The 21160-nt window shown below is 37.1% G+C and carries 16 protein-coding genes and 1 other annotated feature; of the genes, 7 read left to right on the top strand and 9 right to left on the bottom strand.

Annotated features, from left to right (window positions below; genetic code table 11):
• Both MKX82_RS23540 and MKX82_RS23535 read left to right on the top strand, forming a co-directional pair.
• Nucleotides 1-2709, top strand: a complete 2709-nt coding sequence (locus MKX82_RS23540) for a beta-glucosidase (RefSeq protein ID WP_341080553.1) — start codon at nucleotides 1-3, stop codon at nucleotides 2707-2709.
• A 93-nt stretch (nucleotides 2710-2802) separates the two neighbouring features.
• A complete protein-coding gene (locus MKX82_RS23535; RefSeq protein ID WP_341080550.1) occupies nucleotides 2803-4284 on the top strand; it encodes a glycoside hydrolase family 30 protein in 1482 nt (493 codons plus the stop codon).
• 216 nt (nucleotides 4285-4500) lie between these two features.
• Here the strand turns inward: MKX82_RS23535 and MKX82_RS23530 are convergent, their stop codons facing one another.
• The 3 genes from MKX82_RS23530 to argS form a co-directional block, all read right to left on the bottom strand.
• On the bottom strand, nucleotides 4501-4665 hold the full coding sequence (locus MKX82_RS23530; RefSeq protein WP_341080547.1) for a hypothetical protein: 165 nt from the start codon (nucleotides 4663-4665) through the stop codon (nucleotides 4501-4503).
• Between the two features lie 387 nt (nucleotides 4666-5052).
• On the bottom strand, nucleotides 5053-5352 hold the full coding sequence (locus MKX82_RS23525) for a hypothetical protein (protein ID WP_341080544.1): 300 nt from the start codon (nucleotides 5350-5352) through the stop codon (nucleotides 5053-5055).
• A gap of 107 nt (nucleotides 5353-5459) precedes the next feature.
• Nucleotides 5460-7142, bottom strand: a complete 1683-nt coding sequence (gene argS, locus MKX82_RS23520) for an arginine--tRNA ligase (RefSeq protein ID WP_341080543.1) — start codon at nucleotides 7140-7142, stop codon at nucleotides 5460-5462.
• Between the two features lie 40 nt (nucleotides 7143-7182).
• Nucleotides 7183-7407: a binding site (T-box leader), on the bottom strand.
• Between the two features lie 175 nt (nucleotides 7408-7582).
• Here argS and MKX82_RS23515 point away from each other — a divergent pair.
• Entirely contained in the window at nucleotides 7583-7750 is a 168-nt protein-coding gene (locus MKX82_RS23515; protein ID WP_237942420.1) for a hypothetical protein, read from the top strand.
• Between the two features lie 162 nt (nucleotides 7751-7912).
• A complete protein-coding gene (locus MKX82_RS23510; protein ID WP_341080539.1) occupies nucleotides 7913-9019 on the top strand; it encodes a GGDEF domain-containing protein in 1107 nt (368 codons plus the stop codon).
• 45 nt (nucleotides 9020-9064) lie between these two features.
• Here the strand turns inward: MKX82_RS23510 and MKX82_RS23505 are convergent, their stop codons facing one another.
• Nucleotides 9065-10474: a 6-phospho-beta-glucosidase gene (locus MKX82_RS23505; protein ID WP_341080536.1), complete on the bottom strand. Its 1410-nt coding sequence runs from the start codon at nucleotides 10472-10474 to the stop codon at nucleotides 9065-9067.
• 22 nt (nucleotides 10475-10496) lie between these two features.
• Nucleotides 10497-12422, bottom strand: a complete 1926-nt coding sequence (locus MKX82_RS23500; RefSeq protein ID WP_341080534.1) for a beta-glucoside-specific PTS transporter subunit IIABC — start codon at nucleotides 12420-12422, stop codon at nucleotides 10497-10499.
• Nucleotides 12423-12611: 189 nt separating this feature from the next.
• On the opposite strand from MKX82_RS23500, the gene MKX82_RS23495 reads away from it, so the two are divergent.
• Both MKX82_RS23495 and MKX82_RS23490 read left to right on the top strand, forming a co-directional pair.
• The gene (locus tag MKX82_RS23495; protein WP_341080533.1) at nucleotides 12612-13433 is read left to right on the top strand and encodes an STAS domain-containing protein; all 822 of its coding nucleotides are present in this window, start codon (nucleotides 12612-12614) and stop codon (nucleotides 13431-13433) included.
• Between the two features lie 147 nt (nucleotides 13434-13580).
• Nucleotides 13581-14417: an STAS domain-containing protein gene (locus tag MKX82_RS23490; protein ID WP_233315512.1), complete on the top strand. Its 837-nt coding sequence runs from the start codon at nucleotides 13581-13583 to the stop codon at nucleotides 14415-14417.
• 39 nt (nucleotides 14418-14456) lie between these two features.
• Here the strand turns inward: MKX82_RS23490 and MKX82_RS23485 are convergent, their stop codons facing one another.
• From MKX82_RS23485 to MKX82_RS23470, 4 genes are all read right to left on the bottom strand, one after another.
• Nucleotides 14457-14588: a YuzL family protein gene (locus MKX82_RS23485; RefSeq protein WP_233315513.1), complete on the bottom strand. Its 132-nt coding sequence runs from the start codon at nucleotides 14586-14588 to the stop codon at nucleotides 14457-14459.
• Between the two features lie 72 nt (nucleotides 14589-14660).
• Entirely contained in the window at nucleotides 14661-15152 is a 492-nt protein-coding gene (locus MKX82_RS23480) for an HIT family protein (protein WP_341080528.1), read from the bottom strand.
• Between the two features lie 81 nt (nucleotides 15153-15233).
• Nucleotides 15234-16574 (bottom strand): MFS transporter, encoded by a 1341-nt coding sequence (locus tag MKX82_RS23475; RefSeq protein WP_341080526.1) that lies wholly within the window; start codon nucleotides 16572-16574, stop codon nucleotides 15234-15236.
• A gap of 104 nt (nucleotides 16575-16678) precedes the next feature.
• The gene (locus MKX82_RS23470) at nucleotides 16679-19402 is read right to left on the bottom strand and encodes a family 78 glycoside hydrolase catalytic domain (RefSeq protein ID WP_341080521.1); all 2724 of its coding nucleotides are present in this window, start codon (nucleotides 19400-19402) and stop codon (nucleotides 16679-16681) included.
• A gap of 203 nt (nucleotides 19403-19605) precedes the next feature.
• Between MKX82_RS23470 and MKX82_RS23465 the strand changes: the two genes are divergently transcribed.
• Complete coding sequence (locus MKX82_RS23465) at nucleotides 19606-20493, top strand: AraC family transcriptional regulator (RefSeq protein WP_341080518.1); 888 nt, start codon at nucleotides 19606-19608, stop codon at nucleotides 20491-20493.
• Nucleotides 20494-21160: the final 667 nt, after the last annotated feature.

Here is a 21160-nt window from a genome sequence, read left to right as displayed (position 1 = left end):
ATGATGGCTTTATTATCAGAGGGGAAACGCAAACTGACAAAAGCCAGCATCTTATTTACAATGGTGCTCGGTCTTGCAGCGCCTCCATTGGAAACATCTGCAGAAGAGTTTTCATGGATGGACAAGAGTCTTTCTGCTGAGGAAAGAACTCAAACTTTAGTAGAAGCTATGACATTGGAGGATAAAGTAGACTTTATTACTGGCAATGTTAACAACTATTACGGATTTTATAACGAAGGATTAGAGAAATACGGTATTCCTGCCTTACAAATGGCAGATGGGCCTCTAGGTGTCCGCATTGCCAATCCTGAAATTCAAAACAAACAATCAACTGCTTTGCCTTCCGCAATCGGCCTTGCAGCAACATGGAATACTGAGACAGCAGAAGAATATGGTGATTTGATTGGAAATGAAGCATTCAATACAACACATAATGTTATGCTTGGCCCTGGGTTAGATATTGCCCGCAATCCTTTCGGGGCAAGAAACTTTGAATCTTTAGGTGAGGATCCATACTTACAAGGACAAATGGCATCTAGTTATGTAAATGCCATTCAAAGCAATAATGTCTTGGTAACAGCCAAGCATTACTTATTGAACAATCAAGAAAAGGACCGCTTTACAAGCGACTCTCAAGCTAGTGAACGAGCAATCAATGAAATCTATGCAAGACCTTTTGCAAGCGTCATTGAAAATGCTGATTTAGGAAGTGTTATGTGCTCTTTCAATAAAGTAAATGGCGTTTATGCATGCGAAAATCCTGATTTACTGACTGATTTGTTAAGAGACAGCTTAAACTTTGAAGGTTTCGTGATGAGTGACTACGGAGCTAATGTCAGCACAGCTGAGTCAATTAATGCAGGACTCGACTTAGAAACACCAGGTGAGCCTTTTGGAGTATGGGGCGAAGAGCTCTTGCAGGCTGTGAAGGATGGAAAAGTAAGTGAAGAAACAGTTAATCAAAGTGCATACCGAATTCTTTACCAAATGTTTGATAAAGGATTATTCGATAACCCAACACAAAACAACCCAATCGATGTGGCCGCACATGGCGAAATCGCCCGACAAATAGCTGCAGAAACGATGGTGTTACTGCAAAATAAGAAGGACATTTTGCCATTAAATACAGATAAGCTGGATTCAATTGCTGTTATTGGACCTGATGCTGATACTGCATCAGCAGCTGGCGGAGGAAGCTCCCTAGTTAATCCAACATATACAGTAAGTCCGCTAGAAGGTATTAAGAATCGTGCAGGAGCAGATGTACAAGTTGAATATGCGCCTGGTACAGATTCCATCAGTGCTGGAGATATCTTACCAGGTCCTGATGCCGTTCCATCTTCTTTCTTAATGCCAGAGGCTGATTCTGATGAAAATGGATTAAAAGCTGAATACTGGTCTAATAAGAACATGGAAGGAAATCCAGAATATGAGCATACTGCTAAACAAGTAAACTTAAATCTTGGTTTCTATAACTATGAAGGTTTTAATGCACAATCTTCAAAATTGGACAGCCTGCCAACAAGCTTAAACGGCATGATGTCTGCAAGATACACTGGTATAATCAATGTTCCAAAGTCTGGAGAGTATAACCTTTCTACGACAAGCTATGGTTCAAGCAAAGTGTATCTTGATGGAACTCTAGTGATTGATAACGCTGGAGAACAATTGAATACAATTGAAAAAACAGTTACTCTGGAAGCAAACAAAAATTATGATGTAAAAATCGAGTATAAAACAGACTACAAAGAAGCGTCTGGAAATGATAATGGCGGTCAATTACGCTTTGGCTGGGAAGCTGCAGACAATATTGTTGACGAAAATATTGCTGATGCTGTTGACTTAGCGAAAAAATCAGATGCAGCTGTTATTGTAACAAGAACATATGATAGTGAAGGTTATGTAGATCGTTCGGACATGGAACTGCCTAATAACCAAGAACAGTTAATTAAAGAAGTAGCGAAGGTAAATAAAAATGTCGTAGTTGTCAATGAAAGCGGCATTGCAGTTAAAATGGGCGACTGGAAAAATAAGGTTGAATCGATCGTGCAAGCATGGTATCCAGGTCAAGAACAAGGAAATGCGATTGCTGATGTATTATTCGGCGATGTAAACCCTTCTGGAAAACTGCCAGTCACATTCCCAGTCGATGAAGATTCCACACCAGTTTCCTCAGAGGAACAATATCCTGGCATTGACGAAGCTGTTAAGTATTCAGAGGATATTTTTGTTGGCTACCGCGGCTATGAGCAATCTGGCATTGAAGCAGCCTTCTCCTTTGGACATGGCTTGTCTTATACAGATTTCAAGTATAACAAGTTAAAAACAAAGGTGAAAGGTACAAAGAAATCTACTGAACCAACAGTTGAAGTTACATTAAACTTAAAAAATACAGGTGATGTTACAGGCTCTGAGGTTGTCCAAGTTTATACTGGAAAGCTTCCTACTAATGTAGAGACAGCTCCTAAACAATTGGCAGGCTTCAGTAAGGTTGAGCTTAAACCTGGAAAAGAGAAGAAAGTGACCATTAAACTGGATGCAAAAGCCTTCTCTTATTATGATGAAAAGAAAAACGAATGGGTTACTCCTTCAGGTAATGTGCCTGTTTATGTGGGCAGCTCTTCCAGTGACATTCGTCTAAAAGGCAGTGTTACTATTTCTAAATCAACAAGCAAGCAGTTAAACAAAGCTAACAATACTAAAAACTAATAACAAACAACAACAAAGATAGAAAAGATAATCGAAAAGAAAATCCCCACAAAAAAGCTTTGTGGGGATCTTTTTTCAGGAGGAACTAAATTTATGATTAAATACAAAATATGGACGTTCCTTTTGCTGCTTATGCTCCTGCTAGCACTGCTTATCTTTGCATATATGAACCCTGTTAACAAGACGAGTAACCAAAAGACAGTGGACGAAACAGAAGTATTGGTCTGGCAGACGACAGGTGATCAGGCAGATTTACTAGAGAAAAAGGATTCCCTGTATTTTTCAAATCAGCACTCCCCTTCTCTCCCTACTGTAGCAATTGAGCCGAATACTGCCTATCAACAAATGGACGGGTTTGGTGCTGCTGTAACTGGTTCAACTGCCTATTTGCTACAGAATGAAGATGATTCTGAGCGAAACAGCATTTTAACGGACTTATTTACAAGCAAGGGAATTAATCTATCAATAGTCAGGCATACTATTGGATCTTCCGATTTTTCTGTCGATGTCAATGGAAATCCAAGCAGTTATACGTATAATGACACAAACGGTGAACCAGATTATGATATGAACTATTTTTCTATCAAAAAAGACAAGGATGTTGTAGGGAGTCTGCAAGATATTCTTACATTAAATAAAGATATTCAAGTCTTGGGTACCCCTTGGAGTGCACCTGCCTGGATGAAATTCGGTGAAAAAACGTTGAATGGCTGGTATTTAGATTATACGAATGACAAAGTGTATAAAGCTTATGCTGATTACTTTGTTCGTTATGTTAAAGCATATAAAAGCAACGGAATAGATATTTCTGCCGTTACCATTCAAAATGAGCCAGAATTCACTTCAGCTAACTACCCTTCTATGAGTATGGGTGCCGAGGAGCAGGCTAAATTCATTGGACAGTATTTAGGTCCAGCTTTTCAGGCAAATAACTTGGAGACAAAAATCATAGGGTTTGATCATAATTGGGACAGTGCTGTCCAATACACAAGCGCATTATTTGAAGACAGTACAGCTGCAGAGTATATCGATGGAACTGCTTTCCACTGCTACGAAGGAACTCCAGCTGCTATGGCACAAATTCATGAAAATTTTCCTTCTAAACATATTTATCTTACCGAATGCAGTTCAGGTAAATGGAGTGAAAGCTTTGCTGATAATTTCAGCTGGCAGATGAGCAATCTTATGATTGGCGGCCCGCGCAATTGGGCAAAAGCTGTGCTAATGTGGAATATCGCACTAGATGAAAATAACGGTCCTGTAAACGGAGGCTGCAGTATATGTACAGGGTTGTTAACAATAGACAAAAAAACAGGGACTACAACAAAAAATGCAGAATACTATGCCCTTGGACATGCCAGCAAATTTGTCCAGCCTCATGCAGTAAGAATTTATTCATCCAATTTTCCAGGCACTATTGAAACGGTTGCTTACCAAAATCCAGACAAATCTATTATCCTCCTAGCACTGAATCCTATGGATAAGGAGAAAAGCTTTCAAATCGAGACTAACGGCACTTACTTGACTTACAGTCTTCCTCCCAAAAGTGCTGTCACATTCTCTTGGCAACCTTAATAGAAGATAGAAAAAGGTGCATTTCCATGAAATGCACCTTTTTAATAGAGGAATTCCATAAGCTTTGAGGGTGTAAAGAAGAAAACATTAGGATGGAAAGTTCCTAACATCATTTATTCAAATCACTTAATTTTTCTTAAATGTTACTCTTTTGGATATGAAGCACCTGGAGCTACAAATTTAGCTTCTTTAACAGGAATGCTGAATAGAACTCCGTTAGACAAGATTAACGCAAGGATATCTTTTTTGTCTTTCACAAGTCCTTGGATAGTAAGCATTGTCTGTATAAACAGTTACAGGTGTGCCAATAGCAATACCTGCAAAGCGGCCCAATTTTGCAATCGGAATATATGCAGCGAGTACCATCATTTCTTTTGGCACTTCTGGCTCTTCAGGTTCAGGGAATACAGGTTTTTTAATTTTAGGTATAATATTTTCTGCTTTTATATAAAAAATGGTGGAAGGCTATAAACTAGTAAAATTGGCTTGTCCATTTTTTTGTAGTTAACAAAAATCCTTTTAAAATGTAGATGCAGCCTTCTTATATCAAACTGATTTTCACGGCGTTCTTTCCTATCACCAATGAATTCTTATTTACAATTACAGTATATTAACGCTCCCCCTTTGCAGAAACCGCATTTCCCCATAGACACATCCATTTTTTTGAAAATAGTAAAAGAACATAAAATTTAATTCATATAAAGAAACTGTCTAGCAGCATATATCCCTATCATTTCCCTTTTTTTTGATAGGGTATAATTTATCTCTTTAGATACCATGTTTCCTTGCCTTTGCTAATTGCTTATTCAGCAGTTTCAAAAACCTTTCTTGCGTTTTTGTGCTGTTCTCCAATCTTTTCACGCGAAATGGACTGTCCAAATAGTGGCGTATCTTATAATTTGTTATAAATAATTTCCGATATTTTTCCTCTGCAAATAGTTGTTGAAACCAAACCAGTTGATTTAATTTCTCTATGTGAGAATCAACTCTTCTAGTATCGAGAGTTCTCTGATTAGACATAGAACCCATCATCGCAATTATTAGATCAATGATATAGGATAATCTCATGTTTTTTACCTCCTTAATGATAATTAGTATGGTCCTTAAATTAGGAAAAACGAAATAAAAGGCAGGAAAGCTGCACTGCCTCCTGCCTTAAGTACTCCAATATACACTTACATTTCCTCTGGTGCTTTTAACCCTAACAGCCGGAGCCCTTCTTTCAAAACCATTCTCACTGCATATACAAGTGTTAATCTTTGTTGCTTAAGGTTTTCATCATCTAAAATGCGTACAGTTCCGTAATACTTATTAAAAGCTCTCGCTAGTTCCACAACATATTTAGCAATTTGAGACGGATCATAATCTTCCAGTGATTTTTTGACTGTTTCCGGAAAAGCATTTAACGTCATAATAATGGACCATGCTTCTTCCTCTTGAGTCCCTAAAGCTGCTGCCTCTGCTTTAAAATTACCCTTTTTCAGCAACGAAGCAGCCCGGGCATGGCTGTATTGTACGTACGGCCCAGTTTCTCCTTCAAACTTCAACATATCTTCGAGAGAAAACTCAATGTCGTTTTGGCGGAAGTTCTTTAAATCATGAAAGATAACTGCACCTGTACCAACTTGTTTAGCGATTTCCTCTTTGTTGCTAAGATTAGGATTTTTCAGTTTAATATCTTCCAATGCAAGGGAGATGGCACATTTTAGCACTTCTTCTAATAGAACTACCTTCCCTTTTCGCGTTGACATTTTTTTGCCCTCTTTAAGCATCATGCCAAAAGAGACATGCTTCATTCCTTGCTGCCATTTGTTTCCCATCTTATCTAACAGAGCAAATAATTGCTTAAAATGCAATGTTTGTTCATTGCCGACAACATACAGTGCTTGATCAAAGTGATATGTTTCCTGCCGGTAAATCGCTGCTGCTAAATCACGGGTTGCATACAGTGTTGCTCCGTCCCTTTTTTTAATTAAGGATGGAGGCATGCCTTCAAGAGGAACTAATTGTGCTCCGTCTGATTCTTGAAGCAGATTCAGTTCTTCAAGTTTTTGGATAACCTTATCCATCTTGTCATTAAAAAACGCCTCCCCGTCAAAGGTATCAAAGTGAATACCCATTAATTCATAAATTTTTGTGAATTCCTGTAAGGATTCAGCCCGAAACCATTCCCACAAAGCCACTGCTTCTGGATCAGCCTGTTCTAATTTTTTAAACCAATGCCGAGCATCACTCTCTAAGTCAGGGGATTGAAGCGCTTCTTCATGAAATTTCACATACAATTTCAACAGCTCTCTTATGGGCTGCTGCTTTACCTCTTCCTCATTGCCCCATAGTTTATATGCAAGTATTAATTTTCCAAATTGCGTTCCCCAGTCGCCTAAATGGTTAATTCTAATTGTGCGGTATCCACATTTTTCAGAAATTAATGCTAAAGCATTCCCAATTACTGTTGAACGTAAATGTCCCATTGAAAAAGGCTTCGCAATATTGGGAGAAGAAAAATCAATTGTCATTACCTTGTTTGTGCCAATACTTAAATCCCCATATTGCGATTTTTTGTTAAGCACCTGTTCCAAGACTGCCTGTGACACTTTGTTTTTATTCAAAAACACATTTAAGTAGCCGCCAACAGCTTCCACTTTTTCAAACTTTGATGCCTTCATTTTTGGAACTAATTCCTGAGCTATACTTTGGGGCGATTTTCGGAATACTTTTGCCAATTCAAAACAAGGAAAAGCCAAGTCTCCTAAATTTGCAAACTTCGGTTTTTCCATCATAAAAATTAGCTTGCCTTTATTAATTTCTCCACCTAAAGCCTCAAAAAGAATTTCAGCAAATTCACCTTTAATGTCCATTTCTTTCCCTCCAAATAAAAAGCTCCCGTCTCTTATATAAATAAGAGACGGGAGCTTTAATATTATCCCGTGGTACCACTCTAATTGTTTTCCAAAATGAAAAACCACTCCAGTTTTTAACGAGGCATTCCCCGGCATTCCCTATTTGATTTTTCAGGAATGCATCTCAAAAGTGCGGTTCATCAATTGCTTCATGCCAAGCTCCCACCATTCTTGACTCGCTTTACTCTCCACAACTGACTACTCTCTTCATCTTCGATTTTCTTAATATTATGGTTATTATATCCAATTATTAAGAAATAGCAACCATTTTTTTCATCTAATCGAAAAATTCTTTACATAATTTGTATCACTATCTCACTTCTTTTGTCGAAGCTCTTCCATCATTCTTACAGTTATTGCATAATAATTATTAGGTCTACAAATGAAAGGATAGTTGGATGATTCAAATTGAACTGATTTGCCATGAACTGAAACGATTAATGGACGATTACTATAAATGTGAAGATCCTGCAATCAAGCAACAAATACATCATGATATTAAGCTTTTAAGCGAGGGGCTGTTCCTAAGTGACCTCCCTGAAGTTTTATTAAAGACTATTAAATGAGTCAGCCCGATGGATAATTCCACCGGGATTTTTTCTTGCTTAGCATAAAGGTAAGCTTCCTCGTATTGATATGTAAGCACCATTAAAACTACCAAAAAGTTTGGTGAAAAGTACTAGTTACAAAACGGCTCTTGTTATGGTAAATTAGCTGTGGTGATAATTATGATATTAAAAGAACTGTTCGCAAATTTTGCCATTTTGACATCACTTATTTTTTTATATACACAACTTTTGAAAACACCATTAAATCGTAATTCTAATATGAACTATAAAATTTTTGCTGGGATAGTTGCCGGTATCTCGTCTGATATATTAATGTTTTACAGTATCCATATTGGCGATTCCATCTTTGATTTGAGACATATCCCTATTATTTTGGTGGGGTTCTATGGCGGTTTTATTCCCGTAACCATATCTTTGTTGTTCTTTATTGTCGGAAGGCTGTTAATAGGAATAAGTGTGACATCTTTAATAGCAATAGGGTATATCACGATTGTGTCATTATTTGCAGTCCTGTTTTCTCCTAAATCAAAAGGCAGCTTGCAGGTGAAAATTGCAATTCTTTTAACTACTAACAATATTATCTTGTCAGTTACGGCTGTTTTTCTAGTTGAAAGCACAGCAGCACTGTATGTCCTCCTTCCTATTTATTGGATCGCCTCTTATGCTGCTGGCATCCTTGCCTTTTATATGCTGGAGCTATTAAGAAAAAAGACAATACTATTTGAGAAGTATAAATTAGAGTCAACAACTGATGGACTGACTGGCTTAAATAACGTTAGGAAATTTGATGAGGTTTTTAATTCACTCGCTGAAAGTGTTGGGCAAAAAGGAGAAAAGCTTTCTTTTTTGTATATCGATATTGATTTCTTCAAGCATATTAACGACAATTACGGACATGGCGATGGAGATATCGTATTAAAAGCATTAGGAAATCTCCTCCATAATACAACCCGCTCTTTCGACATCGTGAGCAGAAATGGCGGAGAAGAATTTTCGGTTATTTTATTAGATTGTTCGCTCGAAAGGGCTTACGAAATTGGTGAACGCATCAGGAAAATCGTCGAAAATACACCATTTATTATTAGCTCGAATGAGACCATAAACATTACAGTGTCAATCGGTGCAGCAAGCTTCCCTGAAACAACGGATAATATTTGCTCCCTTATAGAAGAAGCGGATAAAGCCTTGTATCAAGCAAAAAGAACAGGAAGAAACAAGGTCTGCATCAATCAGGATGTTAATGCTGTTCCTGTTTTAACAGTGTAAACAATCAGGACCCTATCTCTATTCTAGGGTCCTAATCTTTATGCGTTACAATACTTCTCCATTTGATTCAAGCACTTGTTTATACCAATAAAAGCTCTTTTTTCTTAGTCGCTCATTCGAGCCTTTTCCTTCACTGTCTTTATCTACATAAATAAAGCCATATCGCTTCTTCAGCTCTGCTGTAGAGGCACTGACTAAATCAATTGGACCCCAGGAGGTATAACCCATTATTTCCACACCATCACCAATTGCATTTTTCATTTCATAAATATGCTTCCGTAGGTAGTCAATTCGATAATCATCTTGAATGGTACCGTCTTCCTCCAGTTTGTCCACTGCACCAAGTCCGTTCTCAACAATGAATAATGGCTTTTGATAGCGGTCATACAGCTGGTTGCAGACTGTTCTTAATCCGACCGGATCAATTTGCCAGCCCCATTCAGATGATTCTAAATAAGGGTTTTTTACGCCTTCAAATAAATTGCCAGATGCCTTGCCTGCTTGATGTTCGGGGTCTGTGCTAGCTACAAATGACATATAATAGCTGAATCCGATATAATCAACCGTATAATCTTGTAAAAGCTCCAAATCCCCTGTATCCATTTCAATGTTAATGCCATTATCAGCAAAATAATTCGTCATATAAGTTGGATAGTATCCTCGAGACTGAACATCTGAAAAGAACAATGTCTTTCTGTCTTGAGTTAAAGCAGCAAACATATCTTCTGGTTTTGAACTGTATGGATAAGTTATCATTGAAGCAATCATACAGCCAATCTGCGATTCCGGAATTTCCTCATGACCTGCTTTCACAGCCAGGGCACTTGCTACAAACTGATGGTGTGCCGCTTGGTAAATGTCTTGTTCATTTTTAACGCCATCCTTAAACAATAGACCGCCTCCAGTAAATGGAGCATGCAGCAGTACATTGATTTCGTTAAAAGTCATCCAATATTTAACCTTATTGCGGTACCGCTTGAAAATAGTTTTCGCAAATTTTTCATAATAGCTTACAACTTGCCGGTTTTTCCAGCCGCCATATTTTTCAACAAGGTTAAGCGGCATCTCATAGTGGGAAATCGTTACAACTGGTTCTATATTATGTCTTCGCAATTCATCAATCATGTCATCATAGAATTGAAGTCCGTTTTCGTTAGGCTGCTGGTCATCTCCATTAGGAAAGATCCGCGACCATGCAATGGAAAAACGAAATGCTTTAAAGCCCATTTCCGCAAACAAAGCAATATCCTCTTTATACTTATGATAAAAATCAATACCTTCATGATATAAATTAAATTTTTCCATCGAGAAATCAGGTGGACTCATGATTCCATTAGGAGAAACATCTGCTGTCGATAAACCTTTGCCATCCTCCTGATAAGCACCCTCCAACTGATTTGCAGCAACAGCACCGCCCCACAAAAAACCGTCTGGAAATTGCACAGACCTGCTCATTTTCATCACCTCTGTTCATTATTTAAGCTTTTATTTTTGTTTCTATTAATTGTTCGCCAACTTTTGTTTGCTTTTGTTCGGTTGGTGTTATTTGTTCAAAATCTCCTTGGTTTGTCACAATCACAGGTGTAGAAACAACATAGCCCGCTTTTTTGATTTCCGTTAAGTCGAAATCAATTAACAGCTGACCTTTTTTTACTCTCGTTCCATGGCTGACATGTGCGGTAAAAAACTTGCCATTTAATTCAACCGTATCCATCCCAACATGGATTAAGATTTCTGAACCATTGTCAGAAGTGATTCCAATTGCATGGTTTGTAGGAAAAAGCGCTGTGACAGTACCATCTACTGGAGAATATACTTTACCTTCAGAAGGTTCAATTGCAACCCCTTGACCTAACGCTCCTGATGCAAATGCTTCATCTTTAAGCAAAGATAATGATAAGACTTCGCCGTTTATCGGACTATATATAACCTCATCAGCGAGCTTAACTGCTGGCGGTTCCTCTTTATTTGCCTGGTTGTTAGCCGTCGTATCTGCTGTTTCTGTTTTAGAATTGCCAAACAAATACGTTAAAATGAATGCTAAGATAAAGCCGACAATAATGGCAATAACAGCACCCCAGAAGGCAAAAGTTATGCCAGCTTTTGGATCAATATAAGTAGGAATTCCGAAGATTCCCAAACCTCCGACCATATATATTTGCGACTTGGCAAAGCCAAGAATTCCTCCGCCGACAGCCGCTGCAATACAGCTGATAATAAATGGTTTTTTTAATGGCAACGTTATTCCGTAAATGGCAGGCTCTGTAACCCCGAATATGCCGGAAATGAATGCAGGAATGCTTAATGTTTTATATTTTTGCTGTTTTGTTCTTAACCATACACCAAGCACAGCACCAATTTGTGCAAAAGATGCAGCAAACATCGTGCCGAGTATCGGATCTGCTCCGTGCACAGTCAGGTTGTTAATCGCAATCGGCACAAGCCCCCAATGCAGGCCGAAAATAACAAAAACCTGCCATAATCCGCCGACGAAAATACCGGCAATAATTGGACTGAGATTATATAGCCAAAGTGTAGCTTGTCCAATTAATACGCCTGCCCAAGTGGCAATCGGTCCAATCACTAAAAACGTTATCGGCACTGCGATTAAAAGTGTAAAGAATGGAACTAAGAAGGTTTTAACAACATCTGGAATAATTTTTTTAAAAAACTTCTCCAGCTTCACTCCAAAATAAGCAGCTAGGATGATCGGTATTACAGAAGAAGCATAGCTCATTAATATAACAGGCACCCCTAAAAACGTAATAAATACTGGTGACTGAAACACAGTGCCTGAAAATAATGTAGTAATCGGTGTACCTGTCGTTAACGTTGTTAAGGTCGGATAAACAAGGGAAGCACCTATTACCATCCCAATAAAAGTTGTGCCACCAAACTTTTTGCTGGCTGTATATCCTAGGAATATCGGGAAGAAATAAAATAAGGAATCACCGAGTGCATTTAATATTTGATAAGTTCCAGATGTTGCCTCAAGCCAGCCTAATGCTAAAAATAACGCATTAAACCCCTTAATCATCCCGGTTGCTGCCAAAACACCTAATACAGGTGTAAAGATGCTGGAAATAATATCAATGAATTGATTAAATATCCCTTGCTTTTCTCCGCCTCCGTTATCTTCAGACGACGATTGTGTATTAAGCCCGCCAACCTCCACTACCGCCTTATATACGTCTGGAACGTGATTTCCGATGACCACTTGATACTGGCCACTGCTTTTCATAACAGTTACTACGCCTTCCATATTTTTAATTATATCGGTCTGAGCCTTGCTTTCATCTTTTAACTTGAAGCGCAAGCGAGTAATACAATGAACAACGCTGTTGACATTTTCTTTACCTCCAACATTTGCAATAATATCCTTTGCCAACTGTTCATATTTCATTAATTCCACCTACTTTCCTTTATTGGGTAACTCATATATTTATTGTGTTGCAAAGATAGGAAGCTTATCCTTCCCCTAAAATATTTTGGTAATGAAACAATAATTGCTCTCCAAGCAGTATTTTATATATAATGATTTATAGATAAAGGGGTACATATTAATTAACAAAGCCAAGAGGAGTAGTTAAAAATGAATCCAATTAATAATATTAGAGATGAAGTAAAGATATTTATTAATGAAAATGGGGATAAGTTTGAAAGCAAATTGCTTACGGAAGCAGTTAATGTCTCAACAAAAATTACGGATATCTTAAATAAGGGAAACATCGATTTATTAAAAAACGCCAAAAAAATGACATTTTTCGTTATGGACGAAAAAGAGGAAGAATTGGTTTCTTTTGCTAAAGTCGAAGGAATCGCTTGGGCAAAGCACTCATTAACTTTAGAGTTAAAACTGGAGTGGGTGCAGGCAATTAGAAGAACAATATGGCATTTTATCTATATTATTGATGAACAGCAGAATATAATATCAGACCGCAATAATTTTTATATCTTAGAAAAAAGCATAAATGAAAAAATGGATAAATTCTTAAACAGCTTCTTTCTTAATTACTCAAACTTTAAAGATGAAATGCTATATAGACAAAGAGAAATGGTAGAACATTTGTCTGTTCCAATCATTCCAGTTAAGCAATCTGTTTCGGTATTACCTCTTATTGGAGCAATTGATTCGTATCGAATTAGAGTGATTGAAGAAAAGGTATTAAATGATATTGCAGATTCAAGAATTCAAACACTCATCATTGACCTTTCCGGGATTGCGAGAATGGAAATGGATGTGATTGATTACTTTGAAAAGATTTTAGCTGGAATCTCCATGATGGGCTGTAAGGCAATCCTTACAGGACTTAGACCTGAACTTGTCAAAAAAATGGTTCATGCAGGCATCCGCTTCGAAAAAGATGCGGAAACACGAGGTACACTGCAAGATACATTAAAAACCTATTTGTAAAATTATTTTACCATCCCCCATTAAGGGGGATTTTGTTTTACAATGCAGTAAAAATACATGATCGCCACCCAATACTTTAGACGGATGAACTCAGATAGTGTAAAATTCTATGGACAACCTATTAATTGCACCAACAGGAGGATTGAAATGTATTCAAATAATGAACTTTATCATTTTTTTGTTAAAAAAACATGGCAAATAACAGAAGACTGGTATGAAAGTCTAGATAAATCCAATAGCAGCGGAGTTTATGCTTCTAATGATCCAGAAATCATTAAAGGCGTGAAGCAACAAAACTATGAGTTCCACGAGAACTTTGCAGAAGTATTTCGTAAGGAAGAAGGAAAATTTTCAGCTGATTTTGAACAATGGATACTAAAGGTAGCGCAGGATCAGGAACATTCGCAAACCCCGATTCATTTTATCATCCGCGAATTTCACAGAACGCAAAAGCAGTACCTTGATTTAATGACGGAATTTATCGAGGAACATAAAGATAATCTTGCCGTAAGCGAAATACATACAATATATCAGGTTGTTACAGAAACAATGGCAAATGTGATTGAATGGTTTACAAAAGAGTATAATCGCAACTCCGAAAAAAGACTGCATGCCCAGCAGGAGTTAATTCTTGAACTCAGCACACCTGTTATTGCCTTAAATAACCAAACAGCATTATTGCCATTAGTTGGGGAGATTGACACAGCACGTGCGAAAATCCTACTTGAGAAAACGTTAGAGCAATGCAACCGTTTAGGAGTAAACAGATTGCTTCTTGACCTTTCCGGTGTAGTCATTATTGATACAATGGTTGCACATCAAATCTTTCAACTAATCGAAGCATTATCATTAATCGGCGTTAAAACCGACCTTTCTGGCATTCGTCCTGAAGTTGCTCAAACTGCTATTCAGCTCGGTTTAAAATTCGATAATATCTCAGTCAATTCCTCTCTCGCAAATGCCATCAAGTTGGCGAATATCTAAAAAACAGACGGAGTCCGTCTGTTTTTTCTTCATCCAATATTAAGATTGTTTTTGCTTCTTTCGCGAAGAATCAGACTTTCTGTTCCCCGTTTCTTTCATTGTAGTACCTTGTCCTTGAACATTTGTAGAACCTAAACCAATTGTTGATGGATCAGCTTTTCTGTTAGACACTGTATTCACCTCCAACTATATTGTTCCGCAAATCGTGTATGTTATGAGATTTGTTTCGTAATGTACTAATTCCTAAACATCATTATTTAGCTCTTTCCTGAGAGAATTAATTGCAGCCATTACCTCATCTATATTTTCTTTATTATTCATTTCGTTTCTAGCATAAAGTAAGATTGGTCTTACTGATTCAATGGAACGTCCAAAGCCCGCCATCCAATCATACCTTGGGACCATCCAAGTATGAAAATGATGTGCTGTGTCTTCATTATAAAAATAATAAACATACTCTATTCCCAAAACTTTCCTTTGGGCATGCCTAATCTTTGACAAGGTCTTTATATAATCTAACTGCTCTTGGTCCGTTAGTTCATCGAAGCATTTTATATGCTGCTTAGAAGCTAATATCATTAACCCTTTAATTGGATAAGCAACATCTTGATGTGCGTGAAAATGTTCAGTTTCATATACTGCACCACCATCTGGTTCAATTATTCCGCTTGTTAAGGCACAGCTTAAACATTCAACTTCAACAGTGGTGCCGTTAGATAAGGTTATATTCTTCATTAGAATCCCCCTATTATGATAACCTTCTATTTCAACTTTCCTATTTGTTTTCATACTACTTCAAATAATTCAATTTCAAACTCAAACAGCTGCTTTGCTTTTTTTCTCTAATTCAGAATAAATTTTCTCCATTTCTTTATTTGAATTGATTGGATAATATTTAATCATAAATAAAGCAAGTAAACATACCAAACCTGGTCCAACTGTTCTCATTATGTTAATACATAGCAATGTTGCATCATTTTGAATTTCTTGATTTGGAACATAGCCTGTGGAATCAAGCAGCAGTCCTGCAACTCCTGCCGATACTGCGAACCCAATTTGGATAGATAGGGCATTGAGCGAAAAAAGGACACCATCAGATCTTTTGCCTGTTTTAAACTCTGTGTAATCAGCTAAATCTGCCATTAATGCTGTCATTGATACCAGCACTAAACCTATAAAGAAGGACACCAGCACTGCCAAGATAAAATACACAGCAGGATATTGTATTGGAGCAAAATACATGATAAGACTAAATACCATTATCCCTATGAAAGTGCTTATTGTTATCTTTTTATTCCCCCATTTTTTTGTAAAAACTGGGGCAAAGATAGACCCAATGACTTTAGCTCCTAATGTCAAAAACATATATATTGGGATTAACTCAGGCTTTTTCATATAATAAGTCAAATAATATAAACCTACTGCATTCTGTAATCCAAAACATAGTCCATAACTTAGAACTACTGTAACTACTGATAGCACACCTTTATTATTTAATATTACTTTAAAATATTCTTTAAGTGTTGGCGGTTCTGTTTTTCTTGTGTACTGTTCTTTCGTATTAAAAAATGTAAAAAACGAAAATATTACACCTAAGACTGCAACAATTACTGCCAGATAAAAATAGCCTGTTTGGTTGTCTCCTTTACCAAAATAATGAATGACTGGCAATGCAAAGGTAGATACAATTAATCCTCCAACTGCCGTGAAGACTCTGCCAAAGGAAATAAGCTCCGTCCGCACTTTTGTATCTTTAGATAAACTTGGAACTACTCCCCAGTAAGCGACATCATAAATGGTAAAGCAAATTCCAGCAAGATTGTATGTGATTAATGCATAAACAAATTTCATCCCTTCACTCATATCTGGTGCAGTAAATGTAAGTATCGTAAATACAGCAAAAGGTATGGGAACAATTAAAAAATATGGTCTAAACTTACCGAAGCGAGTATTCGTACGATCCACCATCATTCCGATAAGAGGATTTGATACTCCATCCACCAATTTGGTAATTAACAGAACTAATCCTGCCAAGGAGGCTGTCAGGCCGAATACATCTGTATAAAATATTATTAGATAGGCTGAAATAATTCCATTAAATAAATCTTTGCCTAAACTGCCTGTCCCAAAAAATAATTTTTGTCGGAAATTTAACACTTCGTCTCCTCCTAGCATCCATTCTATTTTAATAATGATAAACATCCTTCCCCTTTTAAGACGTTTTTTTATAAGAAGGATGTTTTTAAAGTTTCAGAGCTTACTTAATTGACGAGCGTAGCTGAATAAGTAAAACAATAAGAACCAGAGCCAACCGTAAAATGGACCCCATTTTCTACCTCATTAGCTGACTTGATTCCCTCTCCAATACTCCAGCTTTGTCCTCCTTCCAATACATTGCCTAATAAAGCATTTGGAAGAAGAATTTCTGCAGTTGTATTCACAGGGATTTCTACTTTAACTAAGATTTGTTGCTCCTGCAGGCTCCAGTTAGTTTCAATCCTCCCATACGGAGAAATAAGAGAGCCCTTAGCATACGTTAATGCTCCATTTGAAAAATGAGGTTGTATCCGAATACGCTTATACCCCGCTACCTGTTCATCCATATCCAATCCGGCAACATATCGGTACAACCAATCACCAATTGCTCCATACGCATAATGATTAAACGAGTTCATCGCATCGCTCCAGAAGGTACCATCAGGTTTAATGCCATCCCAATGCTCCCAAATAGTTGTCGCTCCTTTCGTAACCGAATACAACCAAGATGGATAGCTTTCTTGTAGCAGCAGCTTAACAGCTGTGTTGTGATAACCATTTTGCGAGAGAACTAAACAAAGATATGGTGTACCAACAAAGCCGGTGGTCAAATGATAGTCATTCTGAACAACTAATTCATTTAAATCGTATGCAACTTGTTTACGAACCTCTCCTTCTACTAAATCAAACATGAGAGGCAGTATATGCGCAGTTTGTGTATTTGCAGCTATCCTGCCATCAGAAGTGAGGTAGTTCTCATGAAAGCTTGTAACTATCCCTTTTAATAGTTTATTGTAGATATGTAAATCATTTTCTTTGCCGAGCACATGAGCACTATCTCGAAGAATCCTTGTCGATAGCGCATAGTAGGCGTTTGCAACTAAGTATTCCGGTGTTGCACCATAATAGCTGTCTTCTTCAGCATCTAAAGCAAGCCAATCACCAAATTGGAATCCTGTATTCCATACAAATTCATTGTCTCCTTGACTTCGTATATATTCGACCCATGCCTTCATACTTTCATACTGCTCAGCAAGCAACCGATTATCACCATAACATAGGTAAAGTGTCCATGGACATACGGAGGCCGCATCTCCCCATGCTGATGAAGTATACGTCTCATCTCCCCATGTCTTCTTACCAGATCTCCGCACAAAATTAGCTAATACATCTGGTACTACATATGGCACACTGCCATCAGACTTTTGATCTGCTTTTAAGTCACGCAGCCACTTCGTAAAGAATGGGCCAACATGATAATTAAATGCAGAAGTTGGAATAAAAACCTGTGCATCACCAGTCCAGCCGAGGCGCTCATCACGTTGAGGGCAATCTGTTGGCACATCTAGAAAGTTCCCCCTTTGTCCCCACTTTATGTTGCTTTGCAGCTTGTTTACCAGTGGGTGAGAACATTCAAATTCACCAGTTGGCTCCATATCTGAATGCATGACTTCTCCAGTAAAGATCTCTATGAGGAGCTTATGATTTTGTTCTTGTTCAGGAAAGCCTTCAATCTTAACGTATCGGAAGCCTTGGAACGAAAAATAAGGAGCATACGTTTCCACACCACCGCCTTTGGCTGTATAAGTAACCATTTGTTTGGCTGAACGGAGATTACCAGTATAAAAGTTTCCATCCTTATCTAAGACTTCTGCATGCTGTAAGGTGATACAGGTCCCAGCAGGTACATTCAGAGTCATACGGATACGGCCAACCATGTTTTGTCCCATGTCGAGAAGAGTATCTCCAGAGGGAGTTTGAATAATCTTCTTGGGCCTAATAGTTTCAGTTACCGTAGTCGGCCAATTCTCTTGTGCAACTAAAGTATTAATTGGGAGATTAAGGATAGTCGTCCTATACCAATTGGAATCCTCATAACCTCCACTAGTCCAGCCGTCTTTTTCCAAGCGTGCGTCATATGTCTCACCAGCAAAGAATTCAGATAATAAGATAGGCCCTGTTTGTGACTTCCACGTTGAATCAGTTGAAACTACTTCCTCTGTTCCATCATCATATTGAACATGAAGCTGTAACAATACTCCTCGGCGGTCACCATAAAAATTTCTTCTAGGTATAAATGACACCTCCCCTTTATACCAGCCATCCCCTACCATGACACCAATTCCATTCGCTCCATTTTGCAGCTGACTAGTGACGTCATATGTTTGGTATTGATGACGATGAAGATAGCTGGTCCACCCAGGCGCCAATAAGTCTTCTCCAACTTTACTGCCGTTTAAATAGACTTCATAAACCCCCGCAGCAGTGGCATAAAGACGTGCAGAGTGAATGCCTTTTTTCAGATGAAAATTTCTTCTTAATAAAAAAACAGGGTTAGCATGTGGATCAATGTCAGTTGAATCTGGTGTAATCCAACTAGCTTTCCATTCATTCGTAGTCAGCAAAGCGGTTTCCCACCATGAAGATTCACTCCAGCTAGATTCCCTTCCGAAGTTATCCCAGACCTTAATTCTATAATGATAGCGAGTACGAGATTCAAGATTTGGACCAATATATTCAACATGCAGAGATTGTTCTGATTCAATTCGGCCAGTATCCCAGATAGGAAACTCGAAGTTTCCGTCTGGGCCTGTGACTTGAATCTGATAAGCTCGCTGATACGTCCCTCTTTTTTCTGAATCAAGCACCCAGCTCAATCGGGGAGCTTGTATATCTGTACCAAATAAGTTTGTTCTGTATTCACATGTGACTTTTTTTATCAACAGCATCGCTGTGCTTACCTCCTTATCATTTCAACTTTAAAAAAAGAACTAAACACGAAATCATATTATTTGATTAGAGTTTAGTTGTCTTATTTATTAAACATTTTTAAACTCGAGTTAATTATAGCGCTTACAATTATAAAAACATTTGGTAATATTACTATAAATACATGGTAATCTAATCATTTAGAAAAAGGAGGATAAACTTAATGAATAGAAATATAGAAAATTTTAAGGGGAAGAAATATTTTTCAGAGGACTTATTTATTTATTTAAATAGATTAGAAGAAGATTTTTCTAGACCTCACCATTATCATGATTTTATTGAAATTACCATCATTGAAGAGGGCAGTGGTTTTCATTATGTTAATGAAAAGGTCCTTAAAGTGCAAAAAGGAGATTTATTTGTGATTCCCATTGGGGCATCACATGTTTTTCGTCCCTCCTCTTCCAATTCAAAGAATAAGCTTATAGTCTGTAACATCCTTTTTGATTGCCAATTCTTAAAACAGATAGTAAATACAGCAATTGTTCATGGTGAGAATTCATTTGCAAAATGGTGTACTCAATTAGAAAATAATAACACTTTTGATTACCTGCATTTAAAAGACAACCATGATACCTGTTTACCATTACTTCGCTATATGTTTGTAGAATTCCAAGAAAAACAAATTGGGTATTCCCTTATTTTAAATGCTAAATTACGAGAACTATTAATCAAATTATTCCGCATAGAACACCAAGCACTTCCTAACTTAAATCCTAAAATAACCTCCTATGCCATTAATGAAGTTTTATCCTATATGCATCAAAATTTACATAAAATGATAACTTTAGCCGACATGGCCAGTCTCATGAATATAAGTGAAAGTCATTTTGTGCGTCTATTCAAGAAATATACAAATCAAACCTTTATTCAATACTTACAAAATATCCGAATCGAAAAAAGTTGTCATCTCTTGCTTCATACTGATTTCAGCATTAAAGAAATCAGTTATCTCGTCGGGTACACTAATATAGACTATTTCCGTGAACTCTTTGTAAAAAAAATAAGTGTCTCTCCTAAGGCATTTAGAAAAATGAATACTATCTTGTGAGCTTTAGACAATAAATCTATGTTTAAGAAAGATTATTCAACACAAACAAACAGCTAACATTTCAGCTGTTTGTTTCTTCCTTTTTATTAAAACTAAATTTTTAAAGCCTCTCCCCTGACAACTCTCCATATAACCGTTCGTTAGTACAAGCGTTTTTTCCGTTTGCTCCTTTCATATATACCGGCTCTTTTAAGATTATGGAGTTGGTTGATTTTTTATAGTGCGTAATAGTAATATGCCTCCTTATTTTTTTGTAAATAAATTGTTTGCATCAGGCTATTCCTCTACGTATATCCTAACACTTCTTTAATAACCTAAGCGGATGATTACTGCATTTTCTTCTATTACAAGTGGTAAGAATTTCACCGAATTATATAGCTATCCTTTATAATAAAGATGAGTGTAATACACAAAAGTATATAAGCAGTGTTACTCAAAATCAGATAGAATTTATACATTCATCATCAAAAAATAGCACTCTTAAGGCAGTTATAACCTATTATTATTGGATAAAGATATTTCGCCCGTTCCTATAACCCCCTTCTTCAAACAACCCATAATTAAAATTAATTTCCTTAAACTAAAAATAAAATAATTTAATGTTTAAATTGAATACATTTAAAAAATTAAGTTATATCTTCCATTTGTTTAATTTAAGTATTTATTT

This window comes from Niallia sp. FSL R7-0271 (genome assembly GCF_038005785.1).
GTDB lineage: Bacteria > Bacillota > Bacilli > Bacillales > Cytobacillaceae > Niallia.
Note: the sequence above shows the minus strand (reverse complement) of the source record. Positions and strands in the feature narration are given on the sequence as shown.

Coding starts and splice junctions, on each gene's coding strand:
- MKX82_RS23515 (WP_237942420.1), top strand. CDS start 7,583: ATGATTCAAATTGAACTGATTTGCCATGAACTGAAACGATTAATGGAC.
- MKX82_RS23480 (WP_341080528.1), bottom strand. CDS start 15,152: ATGAAGAATATAACCTTATCTAACGGCACCACTGTTGAAGTTGAATGT.
- MKX82_RS23535 (WP_341080550.1), top strand. CDS start 2,803: ATGATTAAATACAAAATATGGACGTTCCTTTTGCTGCTTATGCTCCTG.
- MKX82_RS23510 (WP_341080539.1), top strand. CDS start 7,913: ATGATATTAAAAGAACTGTTCGCAAATTTTGCCATTTTGACATCACTT.
- argS (WP_341080543.1), bottom strand. CDS start 7,142: ATGGACATTAAAGGTGAATTTGCTGAAATTCTTTTTGAGGCTTTAGGT.
- MKX82_RS23495 (WP_341080533.1), top strand. CDS start 12,612: ATGAATCCAATTAATAATATTAGAGATGAAGTAAAGATATTTATTAAT.
- MKX82_RS23500 (WP_341080534.1), bottom strand. CDS start 12,422: ATGAAATATGAACAGTTGGCAAAGGATATTATTGCAAATGTTGGAGGT.
- MKX82_RS23470 (WP_341080521.1), bottom strand. CDS start 19,402: ATGCTGTTGATAAAAAAAGTCACATGTGAATACAGAACAAACTTATTT.
- MKX82_RS23490 (WP_233315512.1), top strand. CDS start 13,581: ATGTATTCAAATAATGAACTTTATCATTTTTTTGTTAAAAAAACATGG.
- MKX82_RS23505 (WP_341080536.1), bottom strand. CDS start 10,474: ATGAGCAGGTCTGTGCAATTTCCAGACGGTTTTTTGTGGGGCGGTGCT.
- MKX82_RS23465 (WP_341080518.1), top strand. CDS start 19,606: ATGAATAGAAATATAGAAAATTTTAAGGGGAAGAAATATTTTTCAGAG.
- MKX82_RS23525 (WP_341080544.1), bottom strand. CDS start 5,352: ATGAGATTATCCTATATCATTGATCTAATAATTGCGATGATGGGTTCT.
- MKX82_RS23540 (WP_341080553.1), top strand. CDS start 1: ATGATGGCTTTATTATCAGAGGGGAAACGCAAACTGACAAAAGCCAGC.